Origin of the sequence: Streptomyces phaeochromogenes (assembly GCF_001418655.1) — a bacterium.
Lineage (GTDB): Bacteria > Actinomycetota > Actinomycetes > Streptomycetales > Streptomycetaceae > Streptomyces > Streptomyces phaeochromogenes.
In genome coordinates this window covers 1-18,228 of the sequence record NZ_LIQZ01000149.1, presented here as the reverse complement: position 1 = coordinate 18,228, position 18,228 = coordinate 1, and the positions used below count along the sequence as shown (strand labels likewise).

15 protein-coding genes are annotated in these 18,228 nt (G+C 71.3%); 9 read left to right on the top strand and 6 right to left on the bottom strand.

Annotation, left to right across the window (positions count from 1 at the left end; genetic code table 11):
- Nucleotides 1-39: 39 nt before the first annotated feature.
- Entirely contained in the window at nt 40-651 is a 612-nt protein-coding gene (locus AOK17_RS20645) for a YceI family protein (protein ID WP_055613997.1), read from the top strand.
- A 154-nt stretch (nt 652-805) separates the two neighbouring features.
- On the opposite strand, the gene AOK17_RS20640 is transcribed toward AOK17_RS20645, so the two are convergent.
- Nucleotides 806-1,429: a YdeI/OmpD-associated family protein gene (locus tag AOK17_RS20640; protein WP_055613996.1), complete on the bottom strand. Its 624-nt coding sequence runs from the start codon at nt 1,427-1,429 to the stop codon at nt 806-808.
- 85 nt (nt 1,430-1,514) lie between these two features.
- Between AOK17_RS20640 and AOK17_RS20635 the strand changes: the two genes are divergently transcribed.
- The 4 genes from AOK17_RS20635 to AOK17_RS20620 all read left to right on the top strand — a co-directional run bounded on the left by AOK17_RS20635 (nt 1,515) and on the right by AOK17_RS20620 (nt 4,440).
- Nucleotides 1,515-2,057: a hypothetical protein gene (locus AOK17_RS20635; RefSeq protein WP_055613995.1), complete on the top strand. Its 543-nt coding sequence runs from the start codon at nt 1,515-1,517 to the stop codon at nt 2,055-2,057.
- A gap of 9 nt (nt 2,058-2,066) precedes the next feature.
- Nucleotides 2,067-2,411, top strand: coding sequence for a hypothetical protein (locus AOK17_RS20630; RefSeq protein WP_055613994.1), 345 nt, complete (start codon nt 2,067-2,069; stop codon nt 2,409-2,411).
- 250 nt (nt 2,412-2,661) lie between these two features.
- Nucleotides 2,662-3,903, top strand: a complete 1,242-nt coding sequence (locus AOK17_RS20625; RefSeq protein ID WP_079053168.1) for a Cmx/CmrA family chloramphenicol efflux MFS transporter — start codon at nt 2,662-2,664, stop codon at nt 3,901-3,903.
- Between the two features lie 39 nt (nt 3,904-3,942).
- Nucleotides 3,943-4,440 carry a hypothetical protein gene (locus AOK17_RS20620; protein WP_055613993.1) on the top strand — a complete coding sequence of 166 codons (498 nt, stop codon included), beginning with the start codon at nt 3,943-3,945 and terminating at the stop codon, nt 4,438-4,440.
- 94 nt (nt 4,441-4,534) lie between these two features.
- Here the strand turns inward: AOK17_RS20620 and AOK17_RS20615 are convergent, their stop codons facing one another.
- From AOK17_RS20615 to AOK17_RS20605, 3 genes are read right to left on the bottom strand one after another with little or no spacing between them, the layout of a single operon-like run.
- Nucleotides 4,535-5,338 (bottom strand): ABC transporter permease subunit, encoded by an 804-nt coding sequence (locus AOK17_RS20615; RefSeq protein ID WP_245697255.1) that lies wholly within the window; start codon nt 5,336-5,338, stop codon nt 4,535-4,537.
- The gene (locus AOK17_RS20610; protein WP_079053167.1) at nt 5,335-6,921 is read right to left on the bottom strand and encodes a DUF1349 domain-containing protein; all 1,587 of its coding nucleotides are present in this window, start codon (nt 6,919-6,921) and stop codon (nt 5,335-5,337) included. The genes AOK17_RS20615 and AOK17_RS20610 overlap by 4 nt, the downstream gene beginning before the upstream one ends.
- Nucleotides 6,918-7,850: an ABC transporter ATP-binding protein gene (locus AOK17_RS20605; protein WP_055613991.1), complete on the bottom strand. Its 933-nt coding sequence runs from the start codon at nt 7,848-7,850 to the stop codon at nt 6,918-6,920. Before AOK17_RS20605 ends, AOK17_RS20610 begins: the two co-directional genes overlap by 4 nt.
- A gap of 89 nt (nt 7,851-7,939) precedes the next feature.
- Between AOK17_RS20605 and AOK17_RS20600 the strand changes: the two genes are divergently transcribed.
- The 3 genes from AOK17_RS20600 (at nt 7,940) to AOK17_RS20590 (ending at nt 11,369) form a co-directional block, all read left to right on the top strand.
- On the top strand, nt 7,940-9,568 hold the full coding sequence (locus AOK17_RS20600; protein ID WP_245697254.1) for a sensor histidine kinase: 1,629 nt from the start codon (nt 7,940-7,942) through the stop codon (nt 9,566-9,568).
- Entirely contained in the window at nt 9,565-10,320 is a 756-nt protein-coding gene (locus AOK17_RS20595; protein WP_079053166.1) for a response regulator, read from the top strand. Before AOK17_RS20600 ends, AOK17_RS20595 begins: the two co-directional genes overlap by 4 nt.
- A 263-nt stretch (nt 10,321-10,583) precedes the next feature.
- Entirely contained in the window at nt 10,584-11,369 is a 786-nt protein-coding gene (locus AOK17_RS20590) for a S1 family peptidase (protein ID WP_055613990.1), read from the top strand.
- 133 nt (nt 11,370-11,502) lie between these two features.
- Here AOK17_RS20590 and AOK17_RS20585 read toward each other — a convergent pair whose 3' ends face one another.
- Both AOK17_RS20585 and AOK17_RS20580 read right to left on the bottom strand, forming a co-directional pair.
- Nucleotides 11,503-12,840, bottom strand: coding sequence for a hypothetical protein (locus AOK17_RS20585; protein WP_055613989.1), 1,338 nt, complete (start codon nt 12,838-12,840; stop codon nt 11,503-11,505).
- Between the two features lie 116 nt (nt 12,841-12,956).
- Complete coding sequence (locus tag AOK17_RS20580) at nt 12,957-15,977, bottom strand: glycoside hydrolase family 3 protein (RefSeq protein ID WP_055613988.1); 3,021 nt, start codon at nt 15,975-15,977, stop codon at nt 12,957-12,959.
- A gap of 252 nt (nt 15,978-16,229) precedes the next feature.
- Here AOK17_RS20580 and AOK17_RS20575 point away from each other — a divergent pair, with 252 nt between their 5' ends.
- Nucleotides 16,230-18,107, top strand: coding sequence for a ricin-type beta-trefoil lectin domain protein (locus AOK17_RS20575; protein WP_055613987.1), 1,878 nt, complete (start codon nt 16,230-16,232; stop codon nt 18,105-18,107).
- The last annotated feature ends 121 nt before the right edge of the window (nt 18,108-18,228 follow it).

The window sequence follows — 18,228 nt, the reverse complement described above, 5'->3', positions numbered from 1 at the left end:
CGGCGCAGGGCCGGGGCTCGTCCCCTCAAGGAGTTAGTCATGGGCCTCTTCGGCAGCAAGGACAAGACCGACAGCACGACCGCGACGCCCGGCGCCGTGAACCCCGACCTTGCAGCTCTCACCGGCGAGTACACGATCGACCCGTCGCACACGACGCTCGGCTTCGTCGCCCGTCACGCCATGGTGACGAACGTCAAGGGCGGCTTCCAGGACTTCTCCGGCAGCCTGCACCTCGACGGTGCCGACCCGTCGCAGTCGACGGCTTCCTTCGACGTCAAGATGGACAGCATCGACACCGGTTCCGCCGACCGTGACGGTCACCTGAAGAGCGCGGACTTCTTCAAGACGGACGAGTTCCCGACGATGACGTTCCGCTCCACCAAGGCCGAGGCCCTCGGTGGCGACGACTACCGCATCACCGGTGACCTGACGATTCTCGGCACCACCCGACAGCTCTCCATCGACCTTGAGTTCAACGGTGCCGCGAAGGACCCGTTCGGCAACGAGCGCGTCGGTTTCGAGGGCAAGGCCGAGATCCTGCGCTCCGAGTGGGGCCTCACCTGGAACGCGGCGCTGGAGACCGGTGGTGTGCTCGTCTCCGACAAGATCAAGCTCAACTTCGACATCTCGGCGATCAAGAACGCCGGCTGATCGGGTTCGGGGTTCTGTTTCTCCACTGATTCACCTCCCAAAGTCCCCTGATCGCCCTCTGGTCTCCCTCTGAGCGCGCCCGTCGTCCGGCTCCCCTTGATCCTCGGGGAGCGGGAGGCGGGCGCTCGGGTTTGTCGGGGCCTCGACGAGCTCCTCAGGCCCGGACCCGGCGCCCCGACTCCAGCCCGGCGACCACCTTCTCCAGCCGGGCCGCCCTGACCTCAGGGGTCCTCGCCGTCAGCAGGCCCAGGAAGGCCAGGAACTGGTCCGTCCTGCCGAGCCCCTCGAAGAAGGCCTTCGCGCGCGGGCTGCGGTCCAGGGCGGCGACCAGGTCGTCCGGGACCTTGGCGTTCCGCTGGGACTCGTACGCCGCCTCCCACCGGCCGTCCGCCTTGGCCGCCGCGACCGCCGCGAGCCCCGGGGGCCGCATCCGGCCGGCCGCGGTGAGGGCCTCGACCTTGCGCACGTTGACCATCGACCAGAGGCTGCCGGGCCTGCGCGGGGTGTACTTCTGCAGGTAGTACGAGTCGTCGAGGCCCCGCCGCTGACCGTCGATCCAGCCGTGGCAGAGGGCCACGTCGAGGGCCTCCCCGATGGTGACCGACGGCAGGCCGGAACCCTTCTTGGCGATCTTCAGCCAGATGCCGCCGCGGAGCCCGATGTTGGCGGACATCCAGGCTTCGAGGTCCGCCACGTCCGTGAAGGTCCTGATCTCCACGCCGCCGAGGGTGTCGGGGGCTTCGGGGGTACCGGAGGGAGTGCCGGAGGTCTCGTCCATGGGGAGACAGTAGGGCGGGACTAGGACAGCTTCTGTCCTACAAGGGCCGGTTGGCGGTACGGAACTCTGACGTTACTGTGCGCCGGTGTCCGCGTTCATACAGCAACTCCCCGCCCTGATAGGCGTGATAGTCGGCGCCCTCGGCTCGTATCTGGCGATCGTGCGCGGGGACAAGGTCCGGTTCCGGCGCGAGCAGACGGCGCGCTGGGAGGAACGGCGCCTCACCGTGTACTCCGACTACGCCCGCGTCCTGAAGAAGAGCGTGACCCTGACCTACCGGGTCTCCTCCCACCTCGGCAACGACCCGCACCCGCATCCCCTCTCCCCCGAGGAGGCGGCGCCCCAGCTGGCCTCGGCCCTCGAAGCCCGCGATCCGGTCGGCGAGGCGCTCCTGATGCTCGGATCGCCGGGCGTGGTGGAACGGGCCCGCGAGTGGGTCGTCCTGGTCATCGAGATGGAACGCTTCCTGGACACCCGCACCCACGACCCCGAGGCCTGGTCGACGCTGCTGGCCCGCCAGCGGGCGGCCCGGGAGCGGTACTACTCCGCGGTGCGCAATGATCTGGCCCTTCCGCCGGGGCATTCAGGGCGGTGGATCTTCGACGAGCCGGCTTCGGCGGGGTCGTGAGGAGGGCACATGGAAGAGCACGGTCATGATCCGCACATCCATGTCGAGGCGAAAGTCGGCCGGGGTGACGCCGCTGTCCGCAATGTGCTGGCGTCCACGTTCGGGCTGGCCGGTGACGTGCCGAGTGTCGTAGACACGGGGTGCGGGCTGCGGGTGCCGTACGCGATGACCTCTCCTCGTCCGGACCGCGTCACCTGCCTCGCCTGCCGTGAGCACGCGGGGCGTGAGCATCTGCGGCTCGCGGAAATGGTCGAACGCTTGGGCCTCATGCCCGGATCGACCATCAGCGGCACGGAGGCGAAGCAGGCCGCGGAACGGCATCGCGACCTCGCGAAGAGGTTCTCCGGCAATTGAGTGGACCGGGGAAGCCGGGCGTCGCTAGCCTGCCCCCATGTCCAGCCCCGAGGCGTCAAGACTCCGGCCACCGGCCTTCCGGTGGCTGCTCGGGATGTCCGGCTGAAGCGTCGCGGTCGAGCGCGTACACGCTCCTGCCGTTGTCGCTGTCGTCACAGTCACAACTGTCTTCACAGTCACCGTCACCGTGCCCGTCACCGGAACGCCGTGCAGCCTGTCATGTTCGTTTTCGGGTGTGCGGAGTTCTGTCATGCCGTTCGGTCTGTATCTGTTGGGGCTCGCTGTCTTCGCTCAGGGGACTTCCGAGTTCATGTTGTCCGGGCTGGTGCCGGACATCGCGCGGGAGATGGGGGTGTCGGTACCGGCGGCCGGGTCGCTGACCTCGGCGTTCGCCGCCGGGATGGTGGTGGGGGCGCCACTCATGGCCGTCCTGGCGCGGCGCTGGTCCCGGCGTACGGCCCTGCTCGGGTTTCTCGGCGTCTTCCTCGTTGTTCATGTCGTCGGTGCGGTCACCGACAGCTTCGCCGTGCTGCTGGTCACCCGGGTCGTGGGCGCGCTCGCCAACGCCGGGTTCCTGGCGATCGCCGTGGTGACGGCCGTGGCGATGGTCGACGCCGATGCCAAGGGGCGGGCCACGTCCGTGCTGCTCGGCGGGGTCACCGTCGCCTGTGTGGCGGGGGTGCCGGGAGGTGCCGTCCTCGGGCAGCTGTGGGGATGGCGGGCCGCCTTCTGGGCCGTGGTCGTCCTCTCCGTGCCCGCCCTCTTCGCGATCGTGCGGTCCGTGCCGGGCGGGGTGTCCGGGGCCGCTCGCGCGAGTGTGCGCAGCGAAGGGCGGGCACTTCGCGAGCCCAGGCTTCAAGTGGCCCTCCTCCTCGGGGCGTTGGTGAACGGGGCCACCTTCTGCACCTTCACCTATCTCGCACCGCTCATCACCTCGGTCGCCCGGCTGGGAGAGGCCTGGGTGCCCCTCGTGCTCGCGCTCTTCGGGTTCGGGTCGTTCGTCGGGGTCGCCGTCGCCGGGCGGATCGCCGACGCCCGGCCCGGCCGGGTTCTCGTCGGGGGCGGAGTGGCTCTGCTCGTGGGCTGGGGCCTCCTCGGCCTGACCGCCGGGAACCCGGTGGCGGCGGTCGTACTCGCCTTCGTACAGGGCGTGTTGTCGTTCGGCGTCGGATCCACGCTGATCTCCCGGGTTCTGTACGAGGCGGCCGGCGCACCCACCCTGGCGGGCGGTTTCGCCACGGCCGCGTTCAACGTGGGCGGGGCGCTGGGGCCGTGGCTGGGCGGGCTCGCGATCGGGGCGGGACTTGGGTACCGCTCGCCGGTGTGGGTGAGTGCCGTGCTGGTGGGGCTCGCCGTGGTGGTGGGAGAGGCCGCGCGACGGACAGGGGCTCTCGCGGTCCGCGTGAGCAACGGCGTCCACGCGGACGGCGCCCACGCGGATGGCGTCCGCTCCGATGACAGTGGGCGCGCCCTCGGACAGCCCATGGAATAACCCGGTGCGGGTCGGCGGGCGGGCGGTTAGCCTCCGGGGATGACCTGGCTGCCCGCTGACTTCGTCCATCCGCTGCGCGTCGACGTGCCCGGCGGCCATCATCTGCGGCCGATCACCGGGGGCGACGCCGCGATCGACTACCCGACGGTCATGGGGTCCCGGGAGCGGCTGTGGTCCATCTTCGGGGAGGCCTGGGGATGGCCCGCCGCCACGATCACGTACGAGGCGAACCTGGCGGACCTGGAGCGGCACGAGGCCGAGATCACCGCTCACGAGTCGTTCAACTATGTCTTGTTCGACGAGGCGGAGAGCGTCGAGTACGGGTGCGTCTACATCGATCCGCCGGAGAAGGCCGGGGCCGATGCCGAGGTCTCCTGGTGGGTCGTCGACGAGCAGGTGGGGACCGCTCTGGAGCGGGATCTCGACGCGCTCGTGCCGCGGTGGATCGGTGAGGCGTGGCCCTTCGAGCGGCCTCGGTTCATCGGACGCGACCTGTCCTGGAAGGAATGGCTGGCGCTGCCGGATCTGGCCGACTGAACCCCGCGCCACCTGACTGCCGAACCACTGAACCACCTGTCCGCCGAGCCGTTGAACTGCCGTGACTGTCACAGCAGTTGCGCGCCACGGACTCCTACGCGTCCCGCACCCTGAAAGCCGCCCCCGCCACCAGCAGCAACCCCAGTGCGTACGCCGCCAGTACCCCGAGGCCCGGCCATGGGCCAATCGGGAGGCGGGAGAGGTCACGCGTGGCCTGGATGGCGAGGCCCGCCGGCATCGGGGCCCAGCGTTCGAGACGGTCGCGCCAGTTCGGGTCGCCCAGGAGGCCGGCCAGGAGCGGGACCGCGTACAGCAGGCCGAGGCCCGTCGTGATGGCGCCCGTGCTGTCCCGCAGCAGGGCCGCGAGGCCGAGGCCGAGCAGGGCCGTCAGGGTCAGGCAGAGGACCGAACCGAAGGCGGCGCGGAGTGTGGGACCGTCGGCAAGGGACGGGAGCGGGTAGCCGGCCTCCGGGGTGAAGCCGTTGCCGGGGAGGATCAGCCGGCCCGCGTAGAGGGAACCCAGGATCGCCGCCGTTCCCGCAGCCGCCGTCATGGCGGCCAGGACCGCCGCCTTCGACACCAGCAGCGCCACCCGGTGCGGCATCGCCGTCAGTGTCGTGCGGATCGTGCCCGTGCCGTACTCCGCCCCCATCGACAGCGCACCGAGGACGAGGGCCGTCGCCTGGCCCAGCCAGACGCCCGTCAGACTCAGTTTCACGGTGTCCTCGTGGCAGTCGGCCGCCGACGGGCACGCACCCGTGCCGACGGCGGACACCGAGGCCGCGCCGACCGCGAGCGTGAGGACCGCGGTCGCCGCCAGCAGCCACCAACTGCTGTGCAGCGTACGGAGTTTCGTCCACTCGGCGTGCAGCGGGCGCAGCGCACTCAAGCGGCTCACGCGTCCCTCCTGCGCAGGCGCCAGACCGCGAGGGCCAGGGCCACCGCCACGTAAGCGCCCAGCACCGCCAGGCCGTTCCAGGGGGTCATCGGGTAACAGCCGCTCTCCGGCAGGCAGTTGTGGTCCACCTGTGGGTAGTGGGTGACCCCCTGCTGGATCGCGAAGGCCGCCGCCGGGGTCAGCCGCAGCAGCCACTCGGCGGCCGGCAGCGGGAGGGCGAACGCCAGGATCTGCGGCAGGATCACCAGGACCACCACCGCGGTGATCGCGCCCGCGCTGCTGCGGAGCAGCGCGCCCACGGCCAGGGCGAGGACCGCGACCAGGGACAGCAGGAGCGCGCTGCCGACGACCGCCCGCGGGGCCGCCCCCTCCAGCAGCGACAGATCCGGGAACGCGGGTGGCTTGAAACCGTTGGAGCGGAGCGTGTCCTGGGCGAGCGGGAACGCCACCGCCGCCGCCACGAGCCCCGCGGCGAACGTCACTCCCCCGATCACCAGGACCTTCGCCGCCAGCACCTGTTCCCGGCGCGGACTCGCCGTGAACGTCGTACGGATCATGCCGCGCTTGTACTCGGCGGTGATGAAGAGCGCGCCGAGCGCCACCATGAACAGGACGCCCACCCAGACACCCTGGAAGCTCATCTGGACGGTGTCGCCGGCGGTCTGGTCCGGGGCGATGTCGCCCTGGCCGGTGACCGTGAAGGCGCCGGCGCCGGTGACCTTCGTGCTGCCGGGGATCGGCCGGGCCGGGCCCGACGCCGGGAGGTCCGGGTCGTCCGGGTCGGGGGCGCCCACGTCGGTGCTGGTCCAGGACGGGTCGGCGGCGCTGCCGCGCAGTTCCACGTGGTCGAAGTCCGCCGTCGCGGTCGCGATTCCGGCGGTCGCGGAGGTGCCGCCGAAGGAGCGGCGCAGGGTGGTGTGCGGCGGGGTGGCGACGAAGAGACCCGCCCGGGCCGCCTTCGGCAGGTCCGCCGGGCGGACGGTCGCGATCTTCGTCCACTCGCGGCCGTCCGGCGACTCGTAGCCCGTCAGCTCCTGGCCCGAACGGGTCAGCCGGAGCCAGCGCGCACCGGAGGACGAGCCCTGCTCGTCGTGGGTGAAGTCCCACTGCATACGGACGCCGTGGTCCGGGGTCACCATCAGGGCCACGTACGAACTGCCGGGCTTCGTGCTCGACTTGACCATGACGCCGGCCTTCGCCCAGGGCTCCGGGGACCTGCCCTCGCGTCCCTCGATGCCGGACACCTGGACCGTGACGCTGCCGTTCCCGGTGAGCGGCCGGTGGACGAAGCGGAAGGTGTCGTCCACGCGGGTGCCGTCGGGGGCGGAGACGATGCGGACCCGGCCGTTGGAGTCGTTCACTGAGCCGCTCGCGCCGAGTTGTGAGATCACGACCGTCGCGGCGGCGGCCAGCACGAGGACCAGCAGCCAGCTCCGTACGGTCCAGAACTTGCTCCACTCCGCGCGCAGCAACCGTACGAACCCGTCCCGTCCCGGGTGGAGTTGGGACCTGTACGGGGTGCTCGGCGTGCGCTCGGGAGGTGTCGAGGGAGTGAGTGAGGGCGGCGTCGAGGAGGACGTCATCGCGTGACCTCGCCGTCCACCGCGGAGACGAACTCCGTGGAGTCCCGGGTCAGTTCCATGTACGCCTCTTCCAGAGTGGCCCGGTGTGAGCCCACCTCCGCGAAGGCGATCCCGGCCTCGGTGAGGAGCGCCACGATCCGCTCGGGCGGCAGACCGGTGACGGTGAGGGTGTCGCGGCCGGTCACCGCGACCGTGCCGCCCTTGTGGGCGAGCAGTTCCATCGCCTCCGTACGCGCACTCGTACGCAGGGCCACGCGGTCGCCGGTCGCGGCGGCCAGCAGGTCGGCGACGGCCGTGTCGGCTATCAGTCGCCCGCGGCCGATGACGACCAAGTGGTCGGCGGTGTCTTCGAGTTCGCTCATGAGATGGCTGGAGACGAGGATCGCCCGGCCCTCGGCGGCCAGGCGGCGCAGCAGGCCGCGGATCCACTGGATGCCCTCGGGGTCGAGGCCGTTGACCGGTTCGTCCAGGAGGAGCACGGGCGGGTCGCCGAGCAGCGCGGCGGCGATACCGAGGCGCTGGCGCATGCCGAGCGAGTAGCCGCCCGCCCTGCGTCGGGCCGGCTGTTCCATGCCGACCTGTTCGAGGACCTCGTCGACCCGGCGCATGGGCAGGCCGTGCGAGTGGGCCAGCCAGCGCAGATGGTCGCGGCCTCGGCGGGCCGGGTGCAGCGCGGCGGCGTCGAGCAGCGCGCCGACCTCCAACAGCGGGGTGCGCAGGGCGTGGTAGGGGCGCCCGCCGATGTGGGCGTGGCCCGCGTCGGGGGCGTCCAGGCCGAGTACGGTCCGCATGGTCGTCGACTTGCCTGCCCCGTTCGGGCCGACGAAGCCGGTGACCTGGCCCGGTTCGACCGTGAAGGAGAGCCCGTCCACGGCGACGGTCTGCCCGAACCTCTTGCGGAGGTCCCGGACTTCGATGGTTGCGTCCATGCCAGTGAGGCTAGGGAGCCCGGCACGCGGCGTCGTCCCGCCCGGGAGCAGTCTTCGCCGCCCCCGGCCCGGGGGACGGCATCCCCCGCGTGAGGGACACGGCACTGCTGACCTGGGGGACGCGGTCCGGCGCGGGCGGCGGCAGAATGGCGGACGTGGACGAGGCGGGCGACGCGAACGAGACGGGCGAGGTGACGACAGGGCGGGCGGTTCCCCGGCCCGCGGAACGCCCTTGTCCGGCTTGGGAGTTGGGGGCGAGTCGACCCGGGCGGTCGGGGCTGCGCCGATCCTGGCCGCTGGGGCTGCGTCGGGCCGCCGCCTCCCGCGCCGCCACGCGCTCGCACGACCGCGGCGGCGGCGCAGACACCCTCGACCACGGCGTACGGGCCGTCGGCCACGGCACACGCGCCCCCGGCCGTGGCGTACACGCCGTCGGCCGGGCGATACGCCGCCTCTCCCCCGCGTCACGCCCCCGCTCCTCGGCCCTGTTCTCCGCCGGTGCCGTCAGGGCGGCCGGTGCCGGGCCCCTCTCCCCCGTCGTGCTCTCCGTCGGTCTCGCGGTGCTCGCCTCCGTCGAGATCCTGGTCCGTGCCGACGGGCTTCGCGGGAATCTCGCACTCGCCCTGCTGCTCGCGCTGTGCACCACACTGCCCGTGGGGTTCGTCCTCGCGCCGGAGCGCGGGGCGCCGGTCCGCGGCACCGCGGCCATCGCGCTCACGACCGCCTGCGCCCTGGCCCTGGAACCCTTCCGCGCCCTCACCCTCGCGGGGGCGGCGGCCCAGCTGGTCACCGTCCATGCGCTGGGCCGGGCGGGAACGCCTCTGCTCAGCGGTCTGCTCGTGCTGCCGTACGTCGGTCTCGCGCTGGCCGCGGCAGGTGACCCCGCCGACTCCACCGTCCGTGTCGTGGCCGTCCTGGTCGCCACGCTCGCCTCCGCCGCGGCGGCCACGGGCATCACCCGGCACGTACGGACGGCCGCGCAGGCGCACAGTGCCACGGAACGGGCCTTCGCCGACACCCTGCTCGAACACGCGGCACGGGGTGAACGGGCGCGTATCGCCAGGGAGTTGCACGATGTCGTCGCCCACCACATCTCGATGATCGCCGTACAGGCCGAGACCGCCCGGCTGACCACCAAGGGGCTGCCCTCCGACGGCGCCAACCGGCTGCTCGCCATCGGGGACACCGCGCGGGCCGCGCTGACGGAGATGCGGCGGCTGCTCGGAGTGCTGCGCGAGGACGCTGACGTGGGGGTCACCCGGCGCCCCCAGCCGGGCCTGCGCCAGCTGATGGAGCTGGTCGACGACTCCCGGGACGCAGCGGGCACCCGTACCCGGCTGATCGTCAGCGGCACCGTCGCCCCGCTCGACCCGGGCATCGAGGTCACCGCCTACCGCATCGTCCAGGAGGCCCTGACGAACGCCCGCCGGCACGCTCCGGGCGCCGCCGTCGACGTGGAACTCCGGTACGGGACGGACGACTTGGAGCTCCGCGTACGCGACAACGGCCCAGGACCTGGCCCCGGTTCCGGCCCTGGGCACCCCGCGCACCCGACGGAGCTCGCGGACCCCGCACACCGTGACCGCGTCGGACACGGCCTCCTCGGCATGCACGAACGCGCGGCGACCGTGGGCGGCACCCTCCGCACCGGCCCGGCACCCGGCGGCGGCTTCCTGGTCGAGGCACGCCTCCCCGTACGGGCGGAGGCCCTCGCATGACGACCCCCGAAGCCGCTCCCGGAGCAACCACCGGGCCGGACGCCAGGACGACGGCCGACGTACCGGACCGACCCCACCCCGTCCGCATAGTCGTCGCCGACGACCACGAGGTCGTCCGTGCCGGATACGCCGGACTCCTCGCCACCCAGCCGGACTTCACCGTCGTGGGCACCGCGCGGGACGGGGCGGAGGCGGTCCGGGTGTGCCGGGAGCAGCGGCCCGACGTGGTGCTGATGGACGTACGGATGCCGGTGTCGGACGGCATCCAGGCGACCGCCGAACTCATGGGCGACGCCGGGCCCGCGCAGCCGCCCCGCGTGCTGATCCTCACCACCTTCGACCTCGACGAGCACGTGTACGACGCCCTCATCGCCGGAGCGAGCGGATTCCTCCTCAAGGACGTCACGGCGGAGCGGCTCTTCGACGCCGTACGTGTGGTCGCGGCCGGGGAGGCCCTGCTGGCGCCCGGGGTCACGCGTCGGCTGATCGCGGAGTTCGCCCGGCTGAAGCCCAGGGCGCCGCGCCGGGACGCGCTCGCGGTCCTCACTCCGCGCGAGTCGGAGGTGCTGCGGCTGCTCGCCGAGGGGCTGTCCAATCCCGAGCTCGCCGGGCGTCTGCACGTGGGCGAGGAGACGGTGAAGACGCACGTCAGCCGGGTGCTGTCGAAGCTCGGGCTGCGCGACCGGACCCAGGCGGTGGTCATGGCGTACGAGACGGGTCTGGTCGTGCCGGGGGCCGGGAGTTCGACCTGACCGGACCACGGACTCGGCCTGAGCGGGGCACGGGAATCGGCCGGGCAGGAGCACGGGAATCGGCCTGACCGGATAGGGGCGGCCGAATTTCACCCCTTGTGGCGGCGCTCACAGCGTTCACATAATCCCTCAACAGAAATTGACCGGCTCATGCCAGCAAACGCGATTATTTGTCGCATTCCTTGGCATGTGCCTGCCATTTCTGCCGCACCCGCATCCGGTTCCACCAGCTCGCATGTCAACCCCCCACGGAAGGCATCACGTTGAAGAACCTCGTCAAGGCCCTCAAGAGATGCGCGGTCGCCGGTGCGGCCGCCCTCGCGGTCGTCAGCCTTCAGCCCGTCTCCAACGCCCAGGCCGCCCCCGCGCCCGTGGTCGGCGGAACCCGCGCCGCGCAGGGCGAGTTCCCGTTCATGGTCCGGCTCTCCATGGGCTGTGGCGGCTCGCTGCTCACCCAGCAGATCGTGCTCACCGCCGCGCACTGTGTGAGCGGCACCGGCGCCAACACCAGCATCACGGCCACCGCCGGTGTCGTGGACCTCCAGTCGACCACCGGCCGGGTCCAGGTCAGGTCCACCTACGTCTACCGGGCCCCCGGCTACAACGGCAACGGCAAGGACTGGGCGCTCATCAAGCTCGCCTCGCCCATCACCACCCAGGCCACCCTGAAGATCGCCACCACCACGCAGTACAACACCGGCACCTTCACCGTCGCCGGCTGGGGCTCGGCCTCCGAGGGCGGCGCCCAGCAGCGGTACATGCTCAAGGCGACCGTGCCGTTCGTGAGCGACGCCACCTGCCGCACCTACAGCGGCTACAGCGGCCTCGTCGCGGGCGACGAGATCTGCGCCGGCTACGCGGCCGGCGGTGTCGACACCTGCCAGGGCGACTCCGGCGGCCCGATGTTCCGCCGGGACAGCGCCAACGCGTGGATCCAGGTCGGCATCGTGAGCTGGGGCATCGGCTGCGCCCGGCCCAACGCGCCCGGCGTCTACTCCGAGGTCTCGACCTTCGCCTCGGCCATCACGGCAGCGGCAGCGACTCTCTGACGCCTGCCCCGTCTCCCGTACGACCTCCACAGGCCCGGCGCTGCTCAGCGCCGGGCCTGTGCCCGCACCACCGAAGGGCTCCGCACCACCGAAGGACGAACGACTCGGCCGTGGGCCGGAGTTGAGCCGGGGTTCAGAAACCCCCGCCGAAGTCCCCGCCGCCCCCGAAGTCACCGCCTCCGAAGCCGCCGCCGAAGTCACCGGAGTCGAAGTCGGCGCCGGACACGTCCCCGCCCTCGTATCCTCCGCCGCCGAAGTTCCCGTACCCCGAGCCGTAGTCGGCCGCGTACGACGGGCTGGCCATCATGGAGCCGAGCATCGTGCCGACGAGGAGGCCGGGCAGCAGGCCTCCGCCGAAGTAGCCGCCCGCCCAGGGGCCGTAGGCCGGGCCCGCCTCCCAGTAGGGGCGGCGGCCGGATTCCGTGTCGACCTCGCGGACGGCGGGGTCGTGGCCCTCGGCGAGACGGACCTCGTCGGCGGCGCAGACGGGCACCTCGCGCGATGCCCCGCCCGACGGCGTCCAGGTGACGTCGGCGACCGACGGGCCGTGGCGCGGGTCGAAGAAGCAGGGGGCCCGGCGCTCGGGGACGGGCCGGTGCTCGCGGCGCGCGGCGAGCACGGCGAGCGAGAAGCGCCCGTCCTCCAGGGACTGGGTGACGGCCCGCACCTCCTCGGGGCGGGTGGCCGCGGCCATGAAGGACTTCGACTTGTCGTAGGAGTCGAGGGCGCGCTCGTAGTCGGCGCGCATCGCGTCGTCCGCGCCCGCCTCCGCGGGGTGGAAGTCGAGCCGGTCGAGCTCCTCGCCGAAGGCGGTGATGTCCTCGTCGACGACGACCCGCAGCTTGTCGAGCGCGGCCTGTCGCTCGGCCTCCTTCCTGCGGCGGTTGCGGCGCACGAGGGTGTACGCGCCGGCGCCGCCCGCCACGATCACCGCGCCGGCCCCGATCAGGGCGCCCGTGTCCACGCCGCCCCCGCCCTCGCTCCAGCCGCTGGGCGCCGAGCCGCCGACGTTGGCGAGGGCCCGGTCGGTGAAGTTGTCGAGCTGGGTCTTGGTGTCCTCTCCCCGGACGCTGGTGACGAGGTTCTTCACGGCGTCCTGCGACAGGACCGAGGAGTCGGCCTTCGCGTCGAACTGGTCGCCCAGCCGGATCGCGTACAGGCCGGTGATGCCGGTCGCGGTGCGCAGGTTCGGGAAGAGGTCCTGCTTCGGGAAGTCCGCGGGGAGCACGGCGACGAAGACGGGCTTGTCGGCCCTCTCGATCTGCTCGGCGAGGGCGTCGGCGTCGGCCGACGACAGTTGTCCGGACATCGACGGGTCGACGTACACCGGGCTCTTCTTCAGGGCGTCGGCGACCGTCGAGACGTCCGTCGCCGCGTGGGCGCCCGTGGCCCCGACGGACAGCACCGCCAAGGCCGCGAAAGCGATCAGGAGTACGGAGAGTCCTAGCCTGAGGGTCTGTGCGGCCTTCATACCTTCGAAGCTACTCCTGCGTGGGCGAAAACGAACCTCAGGTCCGGTGGGCGGCGCATTCGCCGCCCACCGGACCTGGGCCACTCACCGGACCTGGCATGTACGGTCCAGCGGGGTCAGACCGCCCGGTACGCCGCCGTCAGCTTCGCCACCGCCTGCCCGTAGCGGCCGGTCAGCAGCAGGTGATCGGCGTCGGCGAAGGGCTTCGCGCTCGCCGCCGTGATCGTCTGCCCCATCTTCTGCTGGACGAGCAGCCGCGCCTTGGTGACGATCGCGCGGCCGGCCGTCTCGGACCCGGCCTTCTCCGCCACGGCGGCAGCGACGGCGAGGGCCTTCAGGGCACTGGTGCCCCCGCCCGGCACGGAGGTCAGCGTGGTCAGACCCCATCCGTACGGGAACTGCGGATCGTACGAGGAGTCGCCGACGTTGATCGGCAGCTGGGCCTCCGACTTCGGCCAGGTGAGCGGGAGCTGACCGGTGAAGGCCCGCTTCCCGTACAGCACGTCCGCGACGCCGTCGCCCTCGGTGCCCGGCAGCCAGGACGCGACCAGCGCGTCGATGTCGCCGAGCTGGTCGCCGACGAGCTGAGGCCGCCCGGAGACGATCAGCACCGCGCACTTCATGGCGCCGCACACCTTGTCGACGGCGGCCCGGTCGGCGGCGGAGAACGCCAGGTCGTTGCCGTTGCCGACATCGCCGATGCCCTCGGCGTACGGGGTCTCGCCGACGACCACGACACCCACGTCATGGCCGTCGGTCGGCGCCGACGCGTCCTTGGAGTACGTGACCGCGCTCCCGGCCTTCCGCATGCCCTCCAGGATCGTCGTCCCGTCCGTGATCTTCCCGGACGAGCCCTGCCAGGTGATGGTCCAGCCGCCGGCCTGGTTGCCGATGTCGTCGGCGTTGGACCCGGCGACGTAGACCTTCTGCGACTTCTTCAGCGGCAGCACACCGCCCGCGTTCTTCAGCAGGACCTGGGACTCGGCCGCCGCCTCGCGGGCCACGGCCCGGTGCTTCGCCGAGCCGATCGCCGAGGCACCGCTCGTGTCGGCGTACGGCTTCTCGAAGAGCCCGAGCTTGAACTTCTGGGTGAGGATGCGGGACACGGCGTCGTCGATCCGCTTCCCGGAGATCCGGCCGGCGGTCACCTCGTCCGACAGCGTCTTGTGGAAGTCCTTGTACGCGTACGGGACCATGATCATGTCGAGGCCCGCGTTGACGGACGTACGGACGTCGCTCGCGTAGTCGCCGGGGATCTGGTCGATGGCCTGCCAGTCGCTGATCACGAAGCCGTCGAAGCCCATGCGGTCCTTGAGCACGCCGTTGATCATCGCGGCGTCCGCGTGCATCTTCACCGGGCCCTCGGAGTCGCCGAGGATGTCGAGCGAGGAGTACGAGGGCATGACCGTGCCGACGCCCCGGTCCACGGCGTCCTGATAGGGCGCGAGGTGGACGGCTTCCAGCTCCTGCCGGGTGACCTTGGTGATGCCCTGGTCGATGGTGTACGTGCCGGTCGTGGACGAGCCGTACTCCGTGCCGCCGTCGGCGACGAAGTGCTTGGCGGTGGCGAGGACCTTGTCGTTCTTCTTCAAGTCCTTACCGCTGGCCGCCCCTTGGAGGCCCTGAATGACGGTCTCCATGGACTCGACGAGCGCCGGGTCCTCGCCGAACGACTCGTAGGTCCGCCCCCAGCGCTCGTCGCGCGTCACGCACAGGCAGGGCGCGAAGTCCCACGGGATGCCGGTGGCCCGGACCTCGGCCGCGGTCACCTTGCCTGTCTCGTAGGCGACTTGGGGATCGCGCGTCGCACCGATGCCGATGTTGTGCGGCATGATCGTGGCGCCGACGAGGTTGTTGTGGCCGTGCACCGCGTCCACGCCGTAGATGAGCGGGATCTGGAACCGGGTCGCCTGCGCCCGGAGTTGGAAGCCGTCGATCATCTTCGCCCAGGCCTCGGGCGTGTTCGGCGTCGGTGTGGAACCACCGCCTGAGAGCAGCGAGCCGAGGTCGTACGAGGCGATGTCACCCGGCGTGGTGAGCGCGCCGCGCTCCGCCTGGGTCATCTGGCCGGCCTTCTCCGCGAGGGACATCCGGGAGAGCAGATCTGCGACCCGCTTCTTCACCGGCAACTTCGCGTCCAGGTACGGGAGTCCGTGGGCGTCGATCACGACCTGCGGGTTCTCGGCGGGCGCCTTGGCGCCGGTGACCGTCAGCTTCAGCGGGACGGTCTCGGCGTTCTCGCCCGCCTTGTCGCGCAGGGTCGCCACGGTGACGGTCCGCGAGGTCCCGGAGGCCGTGCCCGCCGGGAAGGTCAGCTCGCCCTCGACCGGGGTGTAGTCCTTGCCGGACTCGCCGGTGCCGCCGGCCGTCTCGTACGCGACGGTGACGGGCTCCTCGATCGGCGCCGAGCCGGTGGTGGCGACCGTGATCTTCACGGCGGCCGAGCGGCCCTCCTTGACGGGGTGGACGGCCGCGTCGGTGACGACGTTGGCGCGCAGGGACTGGTCGGCCTTGCCGTACAACTCAACGCCGTCCATGGCGAATTGATCCGCGCCCCCGACCGGGAGCGTGAGCGCGTAGCCCCACATCTCGGTGAGGCCGAGGATCTGGTCGATACCTCCGACGGGCTGGTAGTCCGTGCGGTAGGTGAAGTCGGTGAAGGGGATCTCCAGCTGTTTCCAGCCGGTCCAGTCGTCGGTGAAGGACGTCGTCCACAGCTCGGAGGCCTCGCCGTTGGCGCCGCCGTCCTTGAGCTCGAAGCTGACCTTCTTGCCGTTGTTCCGGCCGTCCCACCAGAAGCGGATGCCCTTGCTCGCGGACCAGTCGTGGGCCGGCTTGTCGAAGGCGAAGTCGTGCGTGAAGCCGCCGTAGCCGCTGATGTCGTACGTACCGGAGAGGACCTTCTCGCCCTGCGGCGCGTCGTCCCGGGCGGCGAGCTCCAGCGTGGGCGGGTCGTCGGTGTCGCTGCCCCAGGTGAAGATGCCCTCGGCGGGCGGGTTCGCGAACGGGATCTCGCCCTCGAAGTTGTCGACGGGCACGGGGGCGGGATCGTCCGCCCCGGAGGCGGGGCCCGCCACGGCGAACGGAAGCAGCCCGGTCAGCAGGGTGGCGGAGACGAGCAGGGCGGTTCTTCGCATGGACCTTCCCTCGGCTCTGGTGCAGCTGTTATGACTTGACCTCTCAGGACTTACCTCACGGCGTGAGTTAACTGATGCCCCGCCAAGCCGTCAAGACTTCACGCCAGAAGCGGTACACACCCAACTCCCGGCCGGATCAGGGCCGTTGCTCCTTCAGAAACTGAACGCGCACCCCCTTGACGCCCGTCCGAAGCCGTCATTTACTCACGCCTCGCACGCCCACATCCCCCACCTCCAGAAGGGCGGCGCACCATGAGCACCCCCAGAAGACCCCTCCGGGTGGCCCGGCTCCTCCTCGCCGGGCTGCTCACCACCGCGGGGCTGACGACCGTCGGTGCCACGCCCGCACAGGCCGCGGGCGAGCAGGTCACGGCCTGGCTCACCACGACGAGCGACTCCGGCGGCCGGAATGTCGTGCGGGGTCTGCAGGCGCAGACCCCCTTCGCGTTCCAGGCCGGCAGTGGCGGCAGCGGCGAGAACATCTCCGTGGACGAGAACACGCGTTACCAGTCGTTCTCCGGCGGCGGCGCGTCCTTCACGGACACCGCGGCCTGGCTGATGGACGGCAGCGGCGCCCTGACCCAGGCGACCCGTGACGCGACCATGCGCAAGCTGTTCTCCCCCACCGAGGGCATCGGGCTCTCCCTGCTCCGCAACCCGATGGGCGGCTCGGACCTGGCCCGCTTCGGCTACACGTACGACGACATGCCGGCCGGGCAGACCGACCCCGACCTCTCCGAGTTCTCGATCGCCCACGACCTCCAGGACGTGCTGCCGCTCACCCGGCAGGCCAGACAGCTCAATCCGTCCCTCACGCTGATGGCGTCGCCGTGGACCGCGCCCGCCTGGATGAAGGACAACGGGCAGCTCAACGGCGGCTGGCTGAAGTCCGAGAACTACGGGGCGTACGCCAACTACTTCGTGAAGTACCTCCAGGCGTGGCGCGACCAGGGCGTCCCCGTCAACTACGTCACCGCCCAGAACGAGCCGACCTGTTGCTCCGGCTACCCCTCCATGAGCTGGAACGGCTCGGGCCTCGCGTACTTCACCAAGAGCGAGCTGCTGCCCAAGCTCCAGGGCGCGGGCCTGTCCACGAAGGTGCTGGCACACGACTGGAACTGGGACACGTACGACGCGTACGCCGCCCAGACCGTCGACGACGCGGCGGTGCGCTCGCACCCGAACTTCGGCGGGATCGCCTGGCACGGCTACGGCGGCGACGTCGCCAAGCAGACCACCGTGCACAACCAGTATCCGCAGCTGGACGCCTTCGGTACCGAGCACTCGGGCGGCACCTGGATCGCCAACCAGCAGCGCGAGGACATGATGAACATCATCGACTACACCCGTAACTGGGCGAAGTCGGTGACCAAGTGGTCGCTGGCCGTGGACCAGAACCGCGGCCCGCACAACGGCGGCTGCGGCACCTGCGACGGTCTGGTCACCGTCCACAACGGGGACTCCCGGCACGGCCAGGTCGACTACACCGTCGAGTACTACACGATGGGCCACCTGACGAAGTTCGTACGTCCCGGAGCCCAGCGCATCGCCTCCACGGCGAGCTCGTCGGTGCCGAACGTGGCGTGGCGCAACACGGACGGTTCGAAGGCGCTGATCGCGTACAACGACGCGAGCGCGGCGAAGACCGTGACGATCAACTGGGGCTCGCAGCACGCCACTTACTCGCTCCCCGGCAAGACGTCCGCGACCTTCACCTGGTCCGGCACCCAGTCGGGCGGCGGCGAGCGGGCGGGGGCGTTCGTGGGGCTCGCGGGCAAGTGCCTGGACGTGGCGGGCGGTTCGTCGGTCAACGGCACGGCGGTCCAGCTGTACGACTGCAACGGCTCGACCGCGCAGAACTGGACGGTCGCCGCGGACGGTTCGGTCCGTTCCCTCGGGAAGTGCCTCGACGTCACCGGCGCGTCCGTCGCCGACGGTGCGAAGGTCCAGCTCTACGACTGCAACGGCTCCGGCGCCCAACGCTGGTCGTACAACGCCTCGACCGGTGACGTCGTCAACACGGCCGCGAACAAGTGCCTGGACGTGAGCGACAACTCGTCCGCGAACGGGGCGCGGGGGCAGATCTGGTCCTGCACGGGGGCTGCGAACCAGAAGTGGCAGCTGCGGTAGGGGCCGCGGACTTTTTCCGCCCCCGCCGCCCCTACCCAATCCCGTCCCTTACTCAGGGGCTCCGCCCCCGAACCCCCGCTCCTCAAACGCCGGAGGGGCTGAAGATTTCGCGGCCCGGGCT